General features: G+C 75.4%; 17 protein-coding genes. 8 read left to right on the plus strand and 9 right to left on the minus strand.

Annotated elements, in window-relative coordinates:
- Positions 1–55: 55 nt before the first annotated feature.
- On the minus strand, positions 56–577 hold the full coding sequence (locus tag IR158_RS03325) for an AAA family ATPase (protein ID WP_291809476.1): 522 nt from the start codon (positions 575–577) through the stop codon (positions 56–58).
- A 17-nt stretch (positions 578–594) separates the two neighbouring features.
- Positions 595–2,721: a 4-alpha-glucanotransferase gene (gene malQ, locus IR158_RS03330; protein WP_291809479.1), complete on the minus strand. Its 2,127-nt coding sequence runs from the start codon at positions 2,719–2,721 to the stop codon at positions 595–597.
- Between the two features lie 143 nt (positions 2,722–2,864).
- On the opposite strand from malQ, the gene IR158_RS03335 reads away from it, so the two are divergent.
- Both IR158_RS03335 and IR158_RS03340 read left to right on the plus strand, forming a co-directional pair.
- Entirely contained in the window at positions 2,865–5,066 is a 2,202-nt protein-coding gene (locus IR158_RS03335) for a prolyl oligopeptidase family serine peptidase (RefSeq protein ID WP_291809482.1), read from the plus strand.
- The gene (locus IR158_RS03340; RefSeq protein ID WP_291809485.1) at positions 5,063–6,217 is read left to right on the plus strand and encodes a mechanosensitive ion channel family protein; all 1,155 of its coding nucleotides are present in this window, start codon (positions 5,063–5,065) and stop codon (positions 6,215–6,217) included. The genes IR158_RS03335 and IR158_RS03340 overlap by 4 nt, the downstream gene beginning before the upstream one ends.
- 10 nt (positions 6,218–6,227) lie before the next feature.
- On the opposite strand, the gene IR158_RS03345 is transcribed toward IR158_RS03340, so the two are convergent.
- A complete protein-coding gene (locus IR158_RS03345; RefSeq protein ID WP_291809488.1) occupies positions 6,228–6,698 on the minus strand; it encodes a PTS glucose transporter subunit IIA in 471 nt (156 codons plus the stop codon).
- Positions 6,699–6,711: 13 nt separating this feature from the next.
- Positions 6,712–7,170 carry a PTS glucose/sucrose transporter subunit IIB gene (locus tag IR158_RS03350; RefSeq protein WP_291809490.1) on the minus strand — a complete coding sequence of 153 codons (459 nt, stop codon included), beginning with the start codon at positions 7,168–7,170 and terminating at the stop codon, positions 6,712–6,714.
- Here IR158_RS03350 and ptsP point away from each other — a divergent pair.
- From ptsP to IR158_RS03375, 5 genes are all read left to right on the plus strand, one after another.
- Entirely contained in the window at positions 7,145–8,827 is a 1,683-nt protein-coding gene (ptsP, locus tag IR158_RS03355; RefSeq protein WP_291809493.1) for a phosphoenolpyruvate--protein phosphotransferase, read from the plus strand. The genes IR158_RS03350 and ptsP overlap by 26 nt on opposite strands.
- 72 nt (positions 8,828–8,899) lie before the next feature.
- Positions 8,900–9,283, plus strand: a complete 384-nt coding sequence (locus IR158_RS03360) for a globin (RefSeq protein ID WP_291809497.1) — start codon at positions 8,900–8,902, stop codon at positions 9,281–9,283.
- A gap of 1 nt (position 9,284) precedes the next feature.
- On the plus strand, positions 9,285–10,163 hold the full coding sequence (locus IR158_RS03365; RefSeq protein ID WP_291809500.1) for an acyl-CoA thioesterase II: 879 nt from the start codon (positions 9,285–9,287) through the stop codon (positions 10,161–10,163).
- A gap of 76 nt (positions 10,164–10,239) precedes the next feature.
- A complete protein-coding gene (locus IR158_RS03370) occupies positions 10,240–11,232 on the plus strand; it encodes a DNA topoisomerase IB (RefSeq protein WP_291809552.1) in 993 nt (330 codons plus the stop codon).
- Between the two features lie 46 nt (positions 11,233–11,278).
- Positions 11,279–13,006, plus strand: coding sequence for a DUF2867 domain-containing protein (locus IR158_RS03375; protein ID WP_291809502.1), 1,728 nt, complete (start codon positions 11,279–11,281; stop codon positions 13,004–13,006).
- On the opposite strand, the gene IR158_RS03380 is transcribed toward IR158_RS03375, so the two are convergent.
- The gene (locus IR158_RS03380; RefSeq protein WP_291809505.1) at positions 12,987–13,481 is read right to left on the minus strand and encodes a thioesterase family protein; all 495 of its coding nucleotides are present in this window, start codon (positions 13,479–13,481) and stop codon (positions 12,987–12,989) included. The genes IR158_RS03375 and IR158_RS03380 overlap by 20 nt on opposite strands.
- 116 nt (positions 13,482–13,597) lie before the next feature.
- On the opposite strand from IR158_RS03380, the gene IR158_RS03385 reads away from it, so the two are divergent.
- Positions 13,598–14,713 (plus strand): GNAT family N-acetyltransferase, encoded by a 1,116-nt coding sequence (locus tag IR158_RS03385; RefSeq protein WP_291809507.1) that lies wholly within the window; start codon positions 13,598–13,600, stop codon positions 14,711–14,713.
- A gap of 20 nt (positions 14,714–14,733) precedes the next feature.
- Here IR158_RS03385 and IR158_RS03390 read toward each other — a convergent pair whose 3' ends face one another.
- From IR158_RS03390 to IR158_RS03405, 4 genes are all read right to left on the minus strand, one after another.
- Positions 14,734–16,383: a GTPase gene (locus IR158_RS03390; protein WP_291809509.1), complete on the minus strand. Its 1,650-nt coding sequence runs from the start codon at positions 16,381–16,383 to the stop codon at positions 14,734–14,736.
- Positions 16,380–18,356 (minus strand): dynamin family protein, encoded by a 1,977-nt coding sequence (locus IR158_RS03395; RefSeq protein WP_291809511.1) that lies wholly within the window; start codon positions 18,354–18,356, stop codon positions 16,380–16,382. Before IR158_RS03395 ends, IR158_RS03390 begins: the two co-directional genes overlap by 4 nt.
- Before the next feature lie 104 nt (positions 18,357–18,460).
- Entirely contained in the window at positions 18,461–20,143 is a 1,683-nt protein-coding gene (gene ettA, locus IR158_RS03400; RefSeq protein WP_291809513.1) for an energy-dependent translational throttle protein EttA, read from the minus strand.
- Positions 20,144–20,287: 144 nt separating this feature from the next.
- Entirely contained in the window at positions 20,288–20,914 is a 627-nt protein-coding gene (locus tag IR158_RS03405; RefSeq protein WP_291809516.1) for a single-stranded DNA-binding protein, read from the minus strand.
- Positions 20,915–20,956: the final 42 nt, after the last annotated feature.

Raw genomic sequence — 20,956 nt, forward strand, 5'->3', positions numbered from 1 at the left:
GTCCCGGGCGTCGGCGTCCCGGGCGTCGGCGTCCCCGGCGTCGGCGTCCCGGTCGTCAGCGGGCGTGCTCGAGGGCGCGCAACCAGCGCTCGGCGGCGCGGGGGTCACGCAGCCGCACGACGTCCGACCCCGGTGCCTGCGCGCGTCGCGCGTACCGCTCGGCCACTGCGCCGTGGTTGTGCCAGGCCCACAGGACGATGTTGCGGTGCGGGTCGGCGTGCCGCAGGTTCGCGAGCGTCTCCCGGTTGCCGTGCCACAGCTCGCGCCGCGTGACGCCCCGCCACAGCGTCCGGCGCACGACCCGTGCCATGACGGTCCGCCGCGGGTAGTCCAGCCACACCAGCGTGTCCGCGCCGTCGAGGAGGTCGCGGACCTGGGACTCCCAGTTGCCGTCGACGACCCAGCGGGCTCCCGCCGTCCGCGCGCGGAGGTCGGCGCGTGCCTCGTCGGGATCGCGCTTGACCCACGCCGGCCCCCAGAACACCTCGTCGAGCTCGACGTGCGGAGCGTCCAGCACCCGGGCGAGACGGCGAGCGAAGGTCGTCTTGCCCGCGCCGGAGACACCGACCACGCGCACGCGACACAGCTGCGCGCTCACTCGCCCATCGCGTCGGCGAGCGACTGCGCGCGTGCGTTGGTGAACAGTTCGTCGAGGAGCACCAGCCGCCCGGTGCCGTCGGCGAGCGGCACCTTCCAGTTGGGGTACTCCTGGTCGGTGCCCGGCTGGTTCTGCGCACGGCGCTCCCCCACGGCGTCGGCCAGGGAGACCCCGTGCAGGACCGACGGTGTCGCGCGGATCCACCGGTGCAGTGCCTCGACGACCTCCCGCTCGGAGGGGTCGTGGCCCAGGAGCCCGCGCTCGCGCAGCGCGTCGAGCATCCGGTCGCGCTCGGCCGCGGCGTGCTCACGCACCTGGGCGACGGGCTCCGACAGCAGCCCGAGGCGGTCGCGCAGCGTGACGTGCTCCCCCGCGAGGTACCCGGCGGTCGGCGGCAGGTCGTGCGTCGTCACGGTGGCCAGCGCCAGCTCGCGGTACGTCTCGGGAGGGCGGGGGCGTCCGTCGTGCTCCTGCTCGAACCACAGCACCGACGTCCCGAGGATGCCGCGGTCGTTGAGGTAGTCGCGCACCCAGGGCTCGACGGTGCCCAGGTCCTCGCCGATGACGACCGCACCGGCGCGGTGCGCCTCCAGCGCGAGGATCCCGATGAGGGCGTCGTGGTCGTAGCGCACGTACGCGCCGTCCTTGGCGCTGTTGCCCACGGGCACCCACCACAGCCGGAACAGGCCGATGACGTGGTCGATCCGGATGGCCCCCGCGTGCCGCAGCACCGTGCGGAGCATGTCGCGGTAAGGGCGGTACGCGGCGCGCGCGAGCGCCTCGGGGTGCCACGGCGGCTGCGACCAGTTCTGCCCCTGCTGGTTGTACATGTCGGGCGGGGCGCCCACGGACGCACCGGTGGCCAGGACGTCGCGCAGCGCCCACGCGTCGGAGCCCTGGGCGTGCACGCCGACCGCGAGGTCGTGCATGATCCCCAGCGCCATGCCGCCCTCGCGCACGACCCGCTGCGCGCGCTCGAGCTGCTCGTCGGCGACCCACTGCAGCCACGACCAGAAGACGACGCGGTCGGCCAGCTCGACCGCCGCTGCGGCGACCGCGTCGGACAGCGGGTCGCGCAGGTCCTCGCTCCAGCCCGCCACGGGCCCGTACCGCTCGACGAGCGCGCACCACAGCGCGAACTCGCGCAGCCCCTCGCCCTCCTCCTCGACGAAGGCGTCGAACGCGGCCTGGCGCGCCGCCGACCGCGGGTGGGCGTGCACGACCTCGAGCGCGGCACGCTTGGCGGCCCAGACTGCGTCGCGGTCGATCGGCCCGGTGTCGGTGTCCAGCGCGAGCACGGGTTCCGCGGCCCACTCCACGAGGGCACGGTCCGCGGCGGACAGGTACGCCGTCTCGCGCACGTCCTCCACGCGGATGTACAGCGGGTTGACGAAGCGGCGCGTGGTCGGCAGGTAGGGGCTCGGGGTGAGCGGCTCGACGGGCTCCGCCGCGTGCAGGGGGTTGACCAGCAGGAAGTCCGCGCCCCACCGGTGCGCCGCGAGCCAGCCCAGCTCGGCGAGGTCTGCAAGGTCACCCACCCCCCACGACCTGCTCGAGCGCACCGAGTAGAGCTGGGCCATGAGCCCCCAGACGCTCTCCTCCCGCAGTCGCTCGGGCAGCTCCAGCCGTCGCGGTGTCACGACGACGGGGCTGTGCGCGTGCGCGCTGGGTCCCTCGGCGTGGAGCTCGTGCCAGCCCAGCGGCAGGTCGTCGGGGACGACGAAGGTCGCGCGCCCGACCAGGCGCCCGTCCACCGAGCGCGGCTCGACCACGACGTCGACCTGCGTCAGCTCGCGGCGACCGCCACCCGCGTCCGGCTCGATCTCGAGCCAGACGTCGACGGGGTCGCCGTGCGTCACGTGCACCGACACCTGGACGGACTCGCCCTGCCGCACGACCACCACGGGCGGGAGGACGCGCCGCCACGGCGTGTTCTCGACGTTCGCCAGCGCCAGCGCGATGCGCTCCGGGGAGGAGGCGTCGACGCCGAGGGCGGCGAGCACCCGGACGACGGTCTCGTCGCTCGCCTCGTGGTCGTGGCCGTCGTGCCCGCGGTAGCCGGGCACGACGTCGTAGGCGGCGGCGAGCCGCCACAGGTCCTCATGGGTCGTCGTCTCGGGCACACGTCGATCCTGCCAGAGGGTGCGTCGTGCGGCTCGACGCGGGGCCGGGGACCCGGCCGACGTCCACCCGTCGCGGAGCTCCCGTGCCCGTACCGCCCCCGGGTCCGCCAGTCGGCCCGTCGGTCGACGTAGCCTGGGGCACCGTGACGACCCAGCCGCTGCGGGACGACCCGCGTCCCGCCTCACCCGTTGCCACCTACCCCGTCGCCCAGCGCGCCGACCTCGTCGAGGAGCTCCACGGCCGACGTGTCGCCGACCCGTACCGGGCCCTCGAGGACGCCGACGACGAGGGCACGCAGCGCTGGTCCGGCGCGCAGGACGACCTGTACGGCGCCTACCGGTCCGCGCTGACGGCCCGGGCCGCCGGTACGCCGTTCGCCGACGAGGCGCTGCACGCGCGGCTGAGCACGCTGCTCGGCGCGGGGTTCGTCAGCGCGCCCGCGTGGCGCGGGGACCGGCGGTTCTTCTCCCGGCGCGCGGGCGACCAGGAGCACGCCGTGGTCGTCGTCGCCGAGCCCGGCCCGGACGGGACCGAGACCGAGCGCGTCCTGATCGACCCGCTCGCGCTCGACGCGACCGGCACGACGACCCTGGACGGGTGGCAGCCCTCGAAGGAGGGCGACCTGCTCGCCTACAAGGTGTCGCACGGCGGCACCGAGGAGAGCGTGCTGCACGTGCTGGACGTCGCGACGGGCGAGCTGGTCGACGGGCCGATCGACCGGACTCGCCACTCCCCCGTCGCCTGGCTGCCGGGCGGTGAGGCGTTCTACTACGTGCGCCGCCTCGCGCCCGACCTGCTGCCCGCCGACGAGCAGCAGTACCACCGCCGCGTCTGGCTGCACCGCGTCGGCACGCCCGCGGACCAGGACGTCGAGGTGTTCGGCGCGGGGCTGCCCATGACGAGCTACTACGGCCTGCAGGTCAGCCGCGACGGACGCTGGCTGCTGGTCTCGGCCGCGGCCGGCACGGCACCGCGCAACGACGTCTGGATCGCCGACCTCACGGCGCCCGGCGCCCTGGAGGCGCCACCGTTCGTCGAGGTCGCGGTCGGCCTCGACGCCGAGGTCGGCGCGTGGGTCGCCCGTGACGGACGGCTCTTCGTGCACACGGACCTCGACGCCCCCCGCGGACGCCTCGCCGTCACGGACCCCACGACGCCCGGCGTCGAGCACTGGGTGACGCTGCTCGCGCAGGACGACGTCGCAGTCCTGGAGGACGTCGCCCTCGTCGACGCGGGCGACGCGTCGCAGCCGACCGCGCTGCTCGCGGCGTGGCGACGGCACACGGTTAGCGAGGTCACCGTCCACGACCCACGCACCGGCGCCCGCACGGGCGAGCTCCCGCTGCCCGGCCTCGGCTCGGTCTCCGGGCTCGTCACCCGGCCCGACGGCGGGCCCGAGGTCTGGTTCGGGTACACCGACCACGTGTCGGTGCCGCGCGTGCACCGGTACGACGCGACCACGGGCGCCGTCACGCTGTGGGCCGCACCCCCCGGAGCGTTGCCCGACCTACCGGCGGTCCGCACGCAGCAGATCGAGGTCACGAGCGCCGACGGCACGACCGTGCGGGCGTTCGTGCTCGCACGCGCCGACCGCGTGGCCGTCGACGGGCGGCCGCTCGCGCCGGCCCCGACCGTCCTGTACGGGTACGGCGGCTTCCAGATCAGCCTCGACCCCGCCTACTCGGCCACCACGCTCGCGTGGGTCGAGGCGGGCGGCGTGTACGTCGTCGCCCACCTGCGCGGCGGCGGCGAGGAGGGTGAGGAGTGGCACCGCGCGGGCATGCGGGCCACGAAGCAGAACGTGTTCGACGACTTCCACGCGGTCGCGGAGCACCTGGTGGCCGAGGGCTGGACGACACCGGACCGGCTCGCGTGCTGGGGCGGGTCCAACGGTGGTCTGCTCGTGGGGGCGGCCGTCACGCAGCGCCCCGACCTGTGGGCGGCGGCCGTGTGCTCGGCGCCGCTGCTGGACATGGTCCGGTACCAGCGCTTCGGGATGGGCGTCACGTGGACCGAGGAGTACGGCGACGCCGACGACCCCGAGGAACTCGGCTGGCTCCTCGGGTACTCGCCATACCACCGCGTCATCGAGGGCACGGCCTACCCCGCGGTGCTCTTCACGGTCTTCGAGGGCGACTCGCGCGTCGACCCGCTGCACGCCCGCAAGCTCGCCGCGGCGCTGCAGCACGCGACGACCTCGGACCCCGCCGAGCGGCCGGTGCTGCTGCGACGTGAGGTCGGCGTGGGGCACGGCGCGCGCGCACTGTCGCGCACGATCGGGCTGTCGGTCGAGCAGCTGCAGTTCGTCGCCGACCGCACGGGCCTGCTGGGAGCGGCACGATGACGCGGTCGACCATGTCCCCGAGCGCCGACCCCACCCTGCCGGCGCTGCCGAAGGACACCGAGGACATCCCGCAGTGGCTCGCCGAGCTCGGCGAGTGGTTCGTCGGCGTCCCCCTGCGCATCGTCCTGATCATCGTGTTCAGCGCGATCGTCCTGCTCCTGCTGCGCCGCGCGATCGCCGGCATCACCCGGCACATCGCCGAGGGCGAGCCGGTGATCGAGCGCGGGGTCCTGCGCCCGATCGGACGGACCGAGGTGGGCTCGGTCCTGCTCAAGGCGAACCCGCTGGCCAACGCCCGGCGGGCGCAGCGGGCACGGACCATCGGCTCGGTGCTGCGCTCGACCGCCTCGGTGGTCGTCTGGTCGCTGGCCGCGGTGCTCGTGCTCGACTCCCTCGGCGTCAACCTGGCACCGTTCATCGCCTCCGCCGGGATCGTGGGCGTGGCCGTCGGCTTCGGTGCGCAGAGCCTGGTGAAGGACTTCCTGTCGGGCCTGTTCATGCTGCTCGAGGACCAGTACGGCGTCGGTGACGTCGTCGACGTCGGCCCCGCCACCGGGACCGTCGAGGCCGTGGCCCTGCGCGTCACCAAGATCCGCGACGAGGACGGCACGCTCTGGTACGTGCCGAACGGCTCGATGGTCCGCGTCGGCAACAAGACGCAGGGCTACAGCACGGCCGTGGTCGAGGTGGACGTCGACTACTTCGTCGACCTCGACGAGGCATCCGGTCTGCTCCGGCAGGCCGCGCGCGACGTCGCCGCGGACCCGGTCGTCGGCACCTACCTGCAGGGCGAGCCGACGGTCACGGGAGCCGAGAAGCTGGCGGCCGACGCCGTGGGGCTGCGGCTGTCCGTGCGGACGGCACCGGCGATGCAGTGGGAGGTGGCCCGCCACCTGCGGGTCGCCGTCCGCCGCGTGCTCGAGGCGGCCGCGATGCCGCTCGCCGGGCAGCGCGACGCGCTGGTCGCGCACCGGGAGCGGATCGGCGGGGTCACGGACGCCGGGCCGGTGGACGCGGACACGAGCACGGACGCGGCCACGCAGCCCTCGTCGGACGGCAGCCCGCAGGACGTCGAGCCGACGCGCGACCCGCACGACACCCCGGTCCACGAGGCGGTCGAGCCCGACCAGCCGCCGCGCCCGACGCGGTGACGCGCAGCACTCAGCGGGCGGGGGCCCACTCCAGCAACGCCTGACCCGCGTCCACGTGGTCGCCGTCGGCGACCGACGACGTGAGGGCCGCAGGGTCCCCCTGCAGCGCGATCACCGGGCACATGGTCGACAGGCCCGCGGCGGCGACGTCCACGGGCGACCAGGTCAGCACGACCTGGCCCGCGCGGACGCGCTGCCCCCGCTCGACGCGCAGGTCGAAGCCCAGACCCGCGAGCGTCACGGTGTCGATGCCGACGTGCACCAGCACCCCCCGCCCGTCGTCCAGCTCGAGCGCGAACGCGTGGGGGTGCAGGGCGCCCACCACGCCGTCGCACGGCGCCAGCACGTCCTGCCGCCCGTTGCGGTCCGGCTCGAGCGCCACGCCCGGCCCGACCATCTCGCCGGCGAAGACCTCGTCCGGCACGGCCGACAGCGGTCGCACGACGCCGGGCACGGGGCTCGTGAGCCGCAGCAGGGTCACCCGCGTGCCGTGGTCAGCGCAGGCCGTCGAGCTCGGCGGCGAGGTTGTCCGCCTCCGGACCGACGATGACCTGCACGATGCGACCCGAGCGCACGACGCCGAACGCGCCGCTCGCCTTGAGCGCGGCCTCGTCGACGAGATCCGCGTCACCGACCTCGACCCGCAGCCGGGTGATGCACGGCTCGAGGTCGACGACGTTCGTCTCGCCACCCAGCGCCGCCAGGATCTGCTGTGCCTTGCTCAATGGGCTCTCCCCGGGTGTCGTCCGTCTCTCACCCAGGCTACCGCCGCGGCGAGCCGCGCGGCTCCCCCGTCCGCCCACTGCGACGCGCCGCGCGCGCGTGTCGCCGCTGGCCCGCCGCGCGCGCGGGCGACAGACTGCTGGGGCACGACGACGAGGCCCGCACGGGTGCCCGCGTCGTCGCAGGTACCGAGGAGGTCCCGGGGTGGGCAGCAGCAGCGTCGTCGGCATCGGCGTGAGCCCGGGCCGCGCGGTCGGTCCGGCGGTGCACCTGCCCGACCCCGTCGCCGAACCGCCGGCGGGGCGACGCCTCCCCCCGGGAGCCGACAGGCAGGCGGCCGCCGAGCGGGTCGCCCGGTCCGCCGACGCCGTCCGCGACGAGCTCGACGCCGCGGCGCTCGCAGCGCAGGGCGACAGCGCCGCGCTGCTCCACGCCACCGCGGCGATGGCCGCCGACCCCTCGCTCGTCGCCGACGCGCAGCAGCGTGTGATCGAGGAGCACCTCGTGCCCGAGCGCGCGGTGTGGGAGGCGGCCGACGCCGTGTCGGCCCAGCTCGAGGCGCTCGGCGGGCACATGGCCGAGCGCGTGCGTGACGTCGTCGACGTGCGCAACCGGCTCGTCGCCCACCTCACCGACCAGCAGGCGCCGGGTGTCCCCGTGCGGGCGCACCCCTACGTGCTCGTCGCCCAGGACCTCGCCCCGGCGCTCACCGCGACCCTGGACCCGCAGCGGGTCGTCGCGATCGTGACGGCCGCCGGCGGACCCACGTCGCACACCGCGATCCTCGCCCGCTCGCGCGGCATCCCCGCGGTCGTGGCGGCGGCGGGCGTGCTCGACGTCCCGGAGGGCACGCTGCTGCTGGTGGACGGTGCGGCCGGGACCGTCACGCCGGACCCGTCCGACGAGGCGGGGCGGCGCGTCCGCGCGCTCGCCGGTGCCGTGCGCACGTTCGACGGCGACGGGCGCACCGCGGACGGGCACCGCGTCGAGCTGCTCGCCAACGTCGGCGACCCCGCCGAGGCGCAGGCCGCCGCCGACTCGGGGGCGCAGGGCGTGGGGCTGTTCCGCACCGAGTTCGCCTTCCTCGACCGCACGCAGGCCCCCGACGTGGACGAGCAGACCGCCGCGTACGGGCGGGTGCTGTCGGCGTTCACGGGCCGCAAGGTCGTCGTGCGCACGCTCGACGCCGGCGCCGACAAGCCGCTGCCCTTCCTGCACGCTGCGGCCGAGACCAACCCCGCCCTCGGCGTGCGCGGGCTGCGCGTGGCCCACGAGCGGCCCGACGTCCTGGAGGACCAGCTCACGGCGATCGCCCGTGCGGCCGCGGCGCACCCCGGCACGACGACGTGGGTGATGGCCCCGATGGTGTCGACCGTCGACGAGACCGAGCAGTTCGTCGCCGCCTGCGCGCGGCACGGCCTGACCACCGCCGGGATCATGGTCGAGGTGCCGAGCGCGGCGCTCCTGGCCGGGCCGATGCTCGCGCACGCCCGGTTCGCGAGCATCGGCACCAACGACCTCACGCAGTACACGATGGCGGCGGACCGCCTGCTGGGCGCCGTCGCGTCCCTGTCCGACGCCTGGCAGCCGGCGGTCCTGCGCCTCGTCGAGTCCACGGCGCTCGGCGGTGCCGCGCAGGCACGGCCCGTCGGCGTGTGCGGTGAGGCCGCCGCCGACCCCGCGCTGGCCGTCGTGCTCGTCGGGCTGGGCGTCACGTCCCTGTCGATGACGCCGCGCGCGCTGCCCGACGTCGCCGCGGTGCTCGCCGCCACGGACCTCGCGACGTGCCGCGTGCTCGCCCGGCGGGCCGCCGACTCCTCGAGCGCGGCCGACGCGCGCGCGGTCGTCCGTGCCGGGCTACCCGTCCTGGACGAGCTCGGGCTGTGACGCCCGCGGCGTGGCGCGCCCCACACGCGCCCGCCGCCGGACGGGACGACGCCGCATGTGAGGATGGACGCCGTGAGAGACGACTCGTTCTACGCCGCTGTCGGCGGGCACGAGACGTTCGTCCGGCTGGTCGACGAGTTCTACCGGGGCGTCGCTGCCGACCCGGTCCTCAAGCCCATGTACCCCGAGGAGGACCTGGGCCCGGCCGCCGAGCGGCTGACGCTCTTCCTCGAGCAGTACTGGGGCGGCCCGACGACGTACTCGGACCAGCGCGGCCACCCGCGCCTGCGCATGCGCCACGCGCCGTACAAGGTCAACCCCGACGCCCGCGACCGGTGGCTGCGGCACATGCGCGCGGCGGTCGACAGGCTCGACCTCGCCCCGCTGCACCGGGCGCAGCTCTGGGACTACCTCGAGCGCGCGGCCCACTCCATGCTCAACACCTTCGAGGACTGACATGACGCTGCCCGACGCGGGCCACGACCCGGTGGGCGCGGTCCTGCGCGCCCTCGACCTGACCGCGGACGCGCAGCGGCCCGACGTCTTCGCGGGGCTGAGCCTGCCGCAGCCCCAGGGACGGGTCTTCGGCGGCCAGGTGCTGGCGCAGGCGCTGCTCGCGGCGGGACGCACGGTCGACGACGACAGGCTCCCGCACTCGCTGCACGGGTACTTCCTGCGGCCGGGCGACGACTCCGCGCCGATCGACTTCGTCGTCGAGCGGCTGCGCGACGGCCGGTCGTTCTCGGCGCGGCGCGCGCTCGCCCAGCAGGGCGGCAACCCGATCCTCGCCATGACCGCGTCGTTCCAGGAGCAGCAGCCCGGCATCGAGTACGCCGAGGCGATGCCCGACGTGCCCGGCCCGGACGAGGTCGCCTCCGCGCTCGAGGTGCTCGGCGACGTCGACCACCCGATGGCCAGGTTCTGGGCGCAGGAGTCGGCGTTCGACCTCCGTCACGTCCCGGGCCCCATCTACATGCGCCCCGACGCGGACTCGCCGCTGGGCCGCCAGAGCGTGTGGGCGCGGGCCCGCGGCCCCGTCCCCGAGGACCAGCTGCTGCACCGCGCGCTGCTCGCGTACGCGTGCGACCAGATCATGCTCGAGCCGGTCCTGCGCCGGGCCGGTCTGCCGTGGGCCACCCCGGGACTGTCCATGGCGAGCCTGGACCACGCCATGTGGTGGCACCGGGACGTGCGCGTCGACGACTGGCTGCTGTTCACCCAGTCGACGCCCAGCGCGCAGGGCGGCCGAGGCCTGGGAGCGGCACGGGTGTTCGACCGTGCGGGCGCGCTGGTCGCGTCGATCGCGCAGGAGGGCATGGTGCGCGTCCCCCTGTGAGGTGACGTGCCGGGCGCGGCCCGCCGCGCTCCTGCTCGACGCGCGCGACGGCGGTCGCCGGGTGAGACTCTCCGACATGGTCCGCCTGCGACGTGTGCGCCTCGACCAGCCGGGGTGGACCCGGCGCCGGGCCGGGCGCGGGTTCGTCTACCTCGACGTGGACCGCCGGCGCATCGAGGAGCGCGAGCACCTCCAGCGCGTGAGGGCACTCGCGATCCCGCCGGCATGGCGCGACGTGTGGATCAGCCCGTGGCCCAACGGCCACATCCAGGCCGCCGGTCTCGACGACGCGGCACGCCGCCAGTACCTCTACCACCAGCAGTGGCAGGCGCGACGGGCGCGGCTCAAGCACGAGCACGTGCTGGACGTCGCCCGCCGGCTACCCGCCGCGCGCCGCCGGGTGCGCGCCGACCTGGCGCTGGACGGCATGCCGCGCGACAAGGCGCTCGCCCTGGCCTTCCGTCTGCTCGACCGCGCGTACCTGCGCGTGGGTACCGAGGGCTACACGCGGCGGCACGGGTCGTTCGGGCTGGCGACGCTGCGCCGGGACCACGTGCGGGTCCTGCCCGACGAGGACGGCCGCCCCGGTGCGGTGCACCTGCTCTTCCCCGCCAAGTCCGGTCAGGTGCGCGACACCGTGGTGGACGACGAGGTCGTCGCCGAGCTGGTCCGCACGCTGCTGCGCCGACGCGACGTCAGCCCCGAGCTGCTGGCGTGGCGCGACGACGCCGGCTGGCACGACGTGACCAGCGCCGACGTCGGCCGGTACGTGCGCGACCGGCTCGGGGAGGCAACCCCGAAGGACTTCAGGACCTGGCACGCCACCGTTCTCGCGGCGCGCGGCCTCGCGGAGGCCGGCCCTCCCCCGCGCAGCGAGCGCGGTCGCCGCCGCGTCCTCGCGGCGGTCGTGAAGGACGTCGCCGAGGAGCTCGGGAACACGCCCACCGTCGCGCGCTCGTCGTACATCGACCCCCGGGTCGTCGAGCTGTGGGAGCGCGGGGAGACGATCGTCCCCACACGCTCGCAGCAGGTCGCCGAGCGCCGCACGCTCGACCTCCTGACGTCCTGACGCCCGCCCGGGTGCGGGTACCTGGCGCGCGGCGCAGACTGCCCGGATGAGCCACAGCGCCGGCCGAGCGCCCGCCCCCGCGCCCGAGCCCGGCAGGGCGTCCGAGCCGGACCTCGCCCCCGAGCCCGTCGCGCGCACGCTCGCCGGACTGGTGCCGGGGCCGGGGCCCGACGGGCGTCCCCGCCCCGACGCTCCCCTCGTGGCGGTCACCGGCGTCACGGGCTACGTCGGCGGGCGCCTGGTGCCGGAGCTCCTCGCCGCGGGGTACCGGGTGCGCGCGGTGGCCCGGCACCCCGACCGCCTGCGCGGGCGCCCCTGGTACGACTCGGTCGAGGTCGTCGCCGCCGACGCCGCGGATCCCGCGCAGATCCGGGCCGCGCTCGAGGGCGTCGACGTCGCGTACTACCTCATCCACTCCCTCGGGACCGGGAAGACGTTCGAGGAGCGGGACCGGTCCACAGCGCGGACGTTCGCGGAGGCGGCTCACGACGCCGACGTCGGGCGCATCGTCTACCTGGGCGGGCTGTCGCCGCGGGGTGAGGAGCTGTCGCCGCACCTGGCGTCCCGGACCGAGGTCGGCGAGATCCTGCTGGCCTCGGGCGTGCCGACCACGGTGCTGCGCGCCGCGGTGATCCTCGGCTCGGGGTCCGCGTCGTTCGAGATGATGCGCTACCTCACCGAGCGACTGCCCGCGATGACGGTGCCGAAGTGGGTCTCCAACCGCATCCAGCCGATCGCGATCCGCGACGTCCTGCGCTACCTCGTCGGTGCGGCGGCCATGCCGCGCGACGTGTCCCGCGTCTTCGACATCGGCGGGCCCGACGTGCTCACCTACCGCGACATGATGCAGCGCTACGCCCGGATCGCGGGCCTCCCCCGGCGCGTCATCGTGCCCGTCCCCGTGCTGACGCCGCGCCTGTCGAGCCTGTGGGTCTCGCTGGTCACGCCCGTGCCCGGTGGCCTGGCGCGGCCGCTCGTCGAGTCGCTGATCCACGAGGTCGTCTGCGAGGAGCACGACATCGCGGACCACGTGCCCGACCCGCCCGGCGGCCTCGTGGGGTTCGACCGCGCGGTGCGGCTCGCGCTGGCCCGCGTCCAGGGCGCGACGGTCAGCACACGCTGGTCGTCCGCGGCTCCCCCCGGCGCACCCAGCGACCCGCTCCCGTCGGACCCGGACTGGGCCGGTGGCTCGCTGTACGTCGACGAGCGGCGCGTGCAGGTCGACGCGTCACCGGCCGCGCTGTGGCGCGTCGTCGAGGCCGTGGGCGGTGAGCGCGGCTGGTACTCGTGGGCCCTGGCGTGGCGCGTGCGCGGCCTGCTCGACCGCGTCGTCGGCGGGCCGGGCCTGCGGCGCGGGCGTCGCGACCCGGCGCGGCTGCTCCTCGACGACGCCGTGGACTTCTGGCGGGTCGAGCAGCTGGTGCCCGGACGCATGCTGCGGCTGCGGGCCGAGATGCGCCTGCCGGGCCTGGCGTGGCTCGAGCTGCGCGTCGAACCGGCCGAGGGCGCCGTGACCCGCGCGGAGGCTTTGCCGCAGGCGGGCCCGGGCCCGCACGACGCCGAGGGGTCGTGGGACCCTGCGGCGTGGCGCAGCCCGCCGGTGGTCTTCGCGCAGCGCGCGCTGTTCCACCCGCACGGGCTCGGCGGGCAGCTCTACTGGTGGGCGGTGTACCCGTTCCACGGCGTCGTGTTCGGTGGCATGCAGCGCAACGTCGCACGCGCCGCCGAGCGCGCCGAGCGCGCGCGGACCGACCTCACGCGCGACGGCGGATGACGACGGGGTCCTCCAGGTACGGGCTCCACACCGCACGCTCGTCCGCGGTCAGGCGGCGCGGGGCCCCGGTCGCGGTGTCGACCAGCACGATCGTCGTGGTCGCGACCGCGAACACGACCGACCCCTCGACGGACGTCGGCGCGTCGCGGACCTCGTAGCAGACGTCCAGGCTCGCGCCGCCGAGGTGCCCCAGCCACAGCTCGATGACGACGGGTGCCCGCCGGTACGGCAGGGGACGCACGTACTGGATCTCCTGACGGGCCACGAGCGTCGACGTCAGGGCACCCGGCCCCGCGTCGAGGACCGCCGTCGGGCGCGCGCCGTCGGGGACCGTGCCGTCCGGGCCCTCCGGGTGGCGCCAGAACACCTCGATACGGGCCTCCTCCAGGAGGCGCAGCATCTCCACGTTGTTGACGTGGGCGTACGCGTCCATGTCGGACCAGCGCAGCTGCACCGGCACCGTGATCCTGGCCATGCGTCCTCCTCGAGCCCCCGGCGCTCGGTCCCGCGCCAGGTCGTATCGTCGCCCCGGCGCGGGTCGTGGCGGAAATCGGCCTCGCGCTGCCGCCACCGCGCACGCCATGCTGGCCCATGCGCACCACGAGCGACTGGCGGGTGGTCGAGGCGCCGCCCGCACCCACCGACCTCGACCACCCCGACGCCTGGGCCTACCAGGCGCTGTGCGACATCGACCACGCGCACGAGCTCGCGCGCTACGGCTGGACGGACCTGTGGGCCCCGCTGCACGTGCGGCTGCCCCAGTACGCCGACCAGGAGTACGCGATCCAGCACCTGGCGGTCGCCGTCGCGGCCGAGGCGCCGACCGGTGCGCAGGACGTGCTCGGCACGGTCACCGTCAACATGCCCCGCCACGAGAACACGCACATGGCGCAGGTCTACCTGCAGGTGCGGCCCGGGCATGAGCGCCGCGGCATCGGGACGGCCCTGCTGCGTCACGCCGAGCGCGTCATGTCGGACCACGGCAGGCACACCGTCATCGGGTGGTCCGGGCACGCGCCCGAGCCGCCGTCCGGCCCGGGGGCGCTCGACGCCCCGACCGGCGCGGGCCGCGTGCCCGCCGACGCTCCCGCTGCGCGGTTCGCGCTGCGGCACGGGTTCCACCTCGAGCAGGTCGTCCGACACTCCGTCCTGAGGCTGCCCGGCGACCCGTCGGTGCGAGCGGACCTGCTCGCCGACGCCCGCACGCACGCCGGGGACGAGTACCGCGCGCACACGTGGTGGGACACCGTTCCCGACACGTGGCTCGACGCCCTCGCCGTGCTGTGGACCCGCATGAGCACGGACGCGCCGAACGCCGGCTACGACCTCGGCGAGGACCCCTGGGACGCTGCCCGCGTGCGACACCACCTGGCGAGGCGTGCCCAGCAGCACCAGCGCGTGCTGCTGACCGCCGCCGAGCACGTGCCGACCGGCACGCTCGCGGCGTTCACCGAGCTGGCGATCCCCGCCCCGGACGTCCCGTTCGGCTTCCAGGGGGACACGCTCGTCCTGGCCGACCACCGCGGACGACGCCTCGGCATGCTGGTCAAGGGCATCAACCTCGAGGCATACACCGCCTGGCGGCCCGGTGATCGACGCTTGCACACCTGGAACGCGCAGGAGAACGAGCACATGCTCGCCATCAACGTCGCGCTCGGCTTCCGACCCACGGGTATCGCCGCGGGTTGGCAGCGCCGCGCGGGCTGACGTTCCGCCGTCGGCCGTCCTCAGCGGCCGGCGGCCCGTGCGGCCTGCCGACGGCACGCGGCCAGCGCGTCGGTCTCCGCCGCCAGCGGCGTCAGGACGAGCCGCTGCGCGACCTCCGTGACGGACGCCCGCAGGCGCCGGCGGGCCGCCCGCGCGCGGGCACGCGCGCCCAACCGACCGGCAAGGGCCCCGAGCGCCGCGACCAGCAGACCGGCGAGCACACCGCCGACCAGCAGGACGGTCGGTGCGGGCGCCGGGCCCCACACCGGGGTGACCGGGTCCGGGAGCTGCAGGTACGCCAGCAGCGCGATCCCCCCGAGCCACAGCGCACCGGTCACCGCGGCGGCGAGCAGGAGCCACTGCAGCGCCCCTGCGACGCGCCACCACCAGACCGGACGCTGGGGCAGCAGCGGGGTGCGCGCGACCGCGTGGTCGAGGGCGTCGGGCAGCGCGGCGGTGTCGAGGCGGGCGCGGGCCGCGAGCACCCACGTGTCGGGTGCCCCTGCCAGCGCGGCGTCCGCGTGGTCGCGCACGGCGGTCGCTGCCGTCGCCCGCTGCGCAGGCCCGGCGGGGGGCAGCGACGTGCGGGTGACGTCGGCCTCCGCGGCGGACCGCGGCGCCAGGTGCAGCCGCCGCAGCGGGTCAGGACGCAGCCGGGCGAGCCAGCGCACCGGGGGCCAGCCGGTGTGGGCGCCGGCGCGACGCACCGCCGACCGCCGCACGGCCGTGACCACGGTCGGCACGCCCGCGGCGTCCTCGAGCGCGTCGAGCAGCCGGTCGGTGGCCACGTCACGGCGGCGGCCGCGCGGCTCCGGACCGCAGGCGTCCGCGACGCCACGGGCCGCGGCGCGCAGATCGGCACCGAAGCGCTGGTTCGTCGCCTCGCGTCGCTCGACGGCCTGCGCGACCAGTGCCCGCAGGTCGTCGACACCGGCGCCCGTCCGTGCGGACGCGGCGAGGACCCGGGCACGCTCCAGGCCGTCGGCGGCGGCGAGCCGACGCAGGTCGCCCAGGACGGAGTCGACGTCGCCCGCGCTGAGCCGGTCCGCCTGGTTCAGGACGAGCACGACCACGTCGTCGTGCCCCGCCAGCGGGCGCAGGTACCGCTCGTGCAGCGCGGCGTCGGCGTACTTCTGCGGGTCCACGACCCAGACCAGCAGGTCGGCACGGGACACCAGCCGTTCGGCCCGCACGCGGTGCTCCACGACGACCGAGTCGTGGTCGGGCAGGTCCAGCAGCACCAGTCCGTCGGCGAGCCGGGCACCGCGGACGGCGGCCCCGCGCCGTTGACCGCCGTCGGGGGGCGCGCCGGGCGGCCCGGCCGGCAGGGCGTGACGACGCCCGACCTCGAGCCAGTCGAGCAGCCGGGCGGGCCCGTCACCGTCCGGGTCGTCCCCCACGACGACGGCCAGCGGGTGGGACGTCGTCGGACGCTGCACCCCCGTACCGGCCAGGTCGGCGCCGACGAGCGCGTTGAACAGGGACGACTTGCCCGAGCCGGTCGCACCCGCGAGCGCCACCACGGTGTGCTCGGCCGACAGCCCGGCGCGCTCGCGTACCCGAGCCAGCAGGTCGCGCGTCTGCGTGACCAGCGTCGCGGGCAACCGGCCGTCTCCGGCGTCCAGCGCGGCGTCGAGCGCGCCCACGCGCTCGTCGAGGGTGAGGCTCATGCGTCGTCCTGCGTCCCGCCGAGCAGCCGACGCCAGAACCCGGGACGCCGGGCGTCGGGCTGGTCGCGGTCCGCCCCGTGCGGTGCGTCGCGTCGCGGGCCTGCCGCACCGGTGGACGCGCCTGCACCGCGCAGGGCGTTGCTCACTGCGGGAGCCGAGCCGGGGACCGCCTCCGGGCGCACCGACCGCTCGGCGCTCGCCGCCCGCTCGACGTCCCGGCCCGCAGCACGCAGCGCGGTCGCGTCGACGTCGGCGGACCCCAGCGCGTCGAGCTGCGCGGTGTACCGCTCGGCCTCCCGGGCGAGCACGCCGTCGACGCGCGCGTCGAGGCGTTCGCGCGCGTAGGTGGTCAGCCGACGGACCGCGTCGTCCCCGAAGACCGCCTCCAGGAGCTTCTGCGCGACGACCGCGGTACCGCCGGCGATGCCGACCTCGATGCCCGTCAACCCGCCCGTCGACGCGAACGCGAGCACCATGAGGCTCACGCCGGCCGCGTTGACCCCGAACGACAGGTAGCGGGCGGTCCCCCGCCGCGACTCGCCCTGCTCCCGCACGAGCTCCAGCACGTCCGACTGCCACCCGCGCACCTGCGCGTCGACCTCGGCCCGCAGCGTCGTCGACGCGCGCGCCAGGTCCAGACCCGGGAGCAGCGCAGCGCCCGCGGGGTCGCCGCGCCACGCGGCGTGCGTGCGCTCGGCGGCCGCGTCGGCGGCGTCGAGCACGACGGCCGTCAGGCCGTGCGCGATCGCCTGCTCGACGCGCGGCGCCTGCGTCGGCGTGCCGCGGAAGAACGCCGTGACCGCGTCGCGCAGCCGGCCGACGCCCTGCTCGACCGAGCGCAGCAGCTCACCGGTCCCGACGAACTCCTGCCAGCGGGCCAGGACCTCGCCGCGCAGCATCGCGCCGTCGGACGTCGCCAGCTGCACGTGCGTCGCCGCGTCGGCGTAGGCGGCCGCCACCACCTCGCGGAGCCGACGGTCGGTGGCGACCTGCACGTCCGCCGCGTCGGCGAGCACCTGCGCGCGCCGGGCCAGGTCGCCGACGACGCCGTCCCGGGTGGCGAGCGCGACCGCCTCACGTGCGGGAGCGTCCGCGCCCAGCGCCGTGAGCCAGGTCGCGACGTCGGACACGGCCGACTCGGGCAGCAGCCCGTCGACCAGCGGGGACTCGGGAACGAGGAAGAGCCGCGCGTCCGGCAAGCCGTTCTCGTCCATCATCCGCCGCAGGTCGGCGGCGACCTCCTCGGTCCCCGGGTCGACGCGGTCGACGACCAGGGCGACCTGCGCGTGCCGCTGCGCCGCCCGGTGCAGCAGGTCCCACGGGACGGCGTCGGCGTACCGCGCGGCGGTCGTGACGAACAGCCACAGGTCGGCCGCGTCGAGGAGCTGCGCGGCGAGGCGCCTGTTCTCGACGTCCACCGAGTCGACGTCGGGCGCGTCGAGCAGCGCCAGCCCGCGCGGCAGCGCCGGGGACGCGACGAGCCGCAGGGCCCGCGCCGTGTCGGCGACGCCGCTGCCCGCGGGCGCGTCGCCCGTCACGGGTGCGGCGGTGAGACGTGCGAGACCGGGCAGGACGCGGTCGGTGGAGTACCAGCGCTCATCCAGGGGGTGGTGCACGAGGACGGGCGCCCGGGTGGTGGGGCGCAGCACGCCGGGCGCCGAGACCTGGACGCCCAGCAGCGAGTTGACGAGAGTGGACTTCCCGGCGCCGGTGGACCCGCCGACGACGACGAGCAGGGGCGCCGAGCGTGCCCGCAGGCGCGGGAGCAGGTAGTCGTCGAGCTGCGCGAGCGCGGCGGCCCGGTCGGCACGCGCCTCGGCGACACCGGGCGCCTCCAGCGGGAGCGCGAGCGTCGCGAGCCGCTGCTGCAGGCGCTCGAGCGCGTCGAGCAGCCCGCTCACCGCCCCGTCGGACGTCACGGACGAGCCGCTGACCTCGGGCTCCGTCGTGTCGTCGACCTCGGGGTCCGTCATGCCCGTCAGTCTGCCCGACCGGCAGCCCGGCCACCTGTCGACCCGTCCATGACGAACGACGGCCCGGACGAGGAGTGCTCGTCCGGGCCGTCGTCGACCGCGGGTCAGTCGCGGCGCAGCTTCCGGTAGGTCACGCGGTGCGGACGCGCGGCGTCCGGACCGAGGCGCTGGACCTTGTTCTCCTCGTACGACGCGAAGTTGCCCTCGAACCAGTACCAGTTGCCCGGGTTCTCCGCGGTGCCCTCGTACGCCAGGATGTGCGTCGCCACACGGTCGAGGAACCACCGGTCGTGGGAGACGACGACGGCGCAGCCGGGGAACTCGAGCAGCGCGTTCTCCAGCGAGCCGAGCGTCTCGACGTCGAGGTCGTTGGTCGGCTCGTCGAGCAGCAGCAGGTTGCCGCCCTGCTTGAGGGTGAGCGCGAGGTTCAGGCGGTTGCGCTCACCGCCTGACAGCACGCCCGCTGGCTTCTGCTGGTCCGGGCCCTTGAAGCCGAACGCGGCGACGTAGGCGCGCGACGGCATCTCGACGTTGCCGACCTTGAGGAAGTCGAGCCCGTCGGAGACGACCTCGAACAGCGTCTTCTTGGGGTCGATGCCACCACGGGACTGGTCGACGTAGGAGATCGAGACGGTCTCGCCGACCTTGAGGTCACCGCCGTCGAGCGGCTCGAGACCGACGATCGTCTTGAACAGCGTCGTCTTGCCGACGCCGTTGGGGCCGATCACGCCGACGATGCCGTTGCGCGGCAGCGTGAAGCTGAGCCCGTCGATGAGCACGCGCCCGTCGAAGCCCTTCTCGAGGTTCGACGCCTCCAGCACGATCGAGCCCAGGCGCGGGCCCGGCGGGATCTGGATCTCCTCGAAGTCGAGCTTGCGCGTGCGGTCCGCCTCGGCGGCCATCTCCTCGTAGCGCGCGAGACGCGACTTGGACTTGGTCTGCCGGCCCTTGGCGTTGGACCGCACCCACTCGAGCTCGTCCTTGAGTCGCTTGGCGAGCTTCGCGTCCTTCTTGCCCTGGATCGCCAGGCGCTCGCCCTTCTTCTCCAGGTACGTCGAGTAGTTGCCCTCGTACGGGTAGAGGCGTCCGCGGTCGACCTCGCAGATCCACTCGGCGACGTGGTCGAGGAAGTACCGGTCGTGGGTGACGGCGAGGATGGCGCCGGGGTAGTCCTTGAGGTGCGCCTCCAGCCAGAGCACGCTCTCGGCGTCCAGGTGGTTCGTGGGCTCGTCGAGGAGCAGCAGGTCGGGCTTCTCCAGGAGGAGCTTGCACAGCGCGACCCGGCGGCGCTCACCGCCCGAGAGCACGGTGACGTCGGCGTCCGGCGGCGGGCACCGCAGCGCGTCCATCGCCTGCTCGAGCTGGGCGTCGAGGTCCCACGCGTCCGCGGCGTCGATGGCCTCCTGCAGCTGACCCATCTCGGCCAGCAGCGTGTCGAAGTCGGCGTCGGGGTCGGCCATGAGGGCGGAGATCTCGTTGTACCGGTCGAGCTTGCCCTTGATCTCGGCGACGCCCTCCTCGACGTTGCCGAGGACCGTCTTCTCCTCGTTCAACGGCGGCTCCTGCTGCAGGATGCCGACCGTGTACCCGGGCGAGAGACGCGCCTCGCCGTTCGACGGCTGGTCGAGGCCGGCCATGATCTTGAGGATCGTCGACTTGCCGGCACCGTTGGGGCCGACGACGCCGATCTTCGCGCCGGGCAGGAAGTTGAGGGAGACGTCGTCGAGGATGACCTTGTCGCCGTGCGCCTTGCGCGCCTTGTACATGGTGTAGATGAACTCAGCCACTGAGTGCTCGTCCGCTCCTCGTAGGTTCTGGTGGTGCCGCGGGGCCGGGGCGCGCGGCCCCTGGACGCACGGGAGTGCGTGCAGGGAGTCGCGCTGTCACGGCCCGGCCGCGGGCGCCGGGTGCCGATCCACCAGCCTAGGCGATCACCCGCGTCCGGCCAGCGCCCGTTCGGCCCGCGATCCGGGCGCGGCGGCACCGGCGAGGTCCGGGGCGGCCTCGCCCGCCGCCGCGTCCGACTCGTCCGCGGGCGGCTCGTCGCCCGCGGACGGCACGTCGGGGGTGGAGGCCCACGGGTCGTCGGTGAGCACCGGGCCGGGACCGTCGGGCGCCTCGGCCAGACCGCTGACGTCGTCCGGGACCGCGTCGGCCTGGTCCTCGCGGGCACGCCGCGGTCCCGACAGCGTCCGACGGAACTTGGTGGTGCCGAAGCTCAGGTCGTGCCCCACGGCCAGCGCCTCGAGCACCAGCTCGGTGCGCGGCGCGCCGTCCGGCGCGACCCACTCCGACTGCCCCAGGCGCCCCACCACGACCACGGGGTCACCCTTGGCGAGCGACGCGTCGAGGTTGACCGCTGCGGTGCGCCACGCCTTGACCGTGAACCACAGCGTCGGTCCGTCGCGGAAGGCCCCGGACTGCCGGTCGAGCACGCGGCGCGTCGACGCGAGGCGGAACTGCGCGTACGGGACTCCCCCGACCCCGTCGAGGTGGTAGCTGCGCAGGTCGGAGCCGACCCATCCGACGACCGTCACGTCCTGGGTGTGCGTTCCCATCGTGGTCCCCTGTCTGCCGTGGCCCCGCGAGCGCGGGGCGTC

Source organism: Cellulomonas sp. (assembly GCF_015234515.1).
Taxonomy (GTDB): domain Bacteria; phylum Actinomycetota; class Actinomycetes; order Actinomycetales; family Cellulomonadaceae; genus Cellulomonas.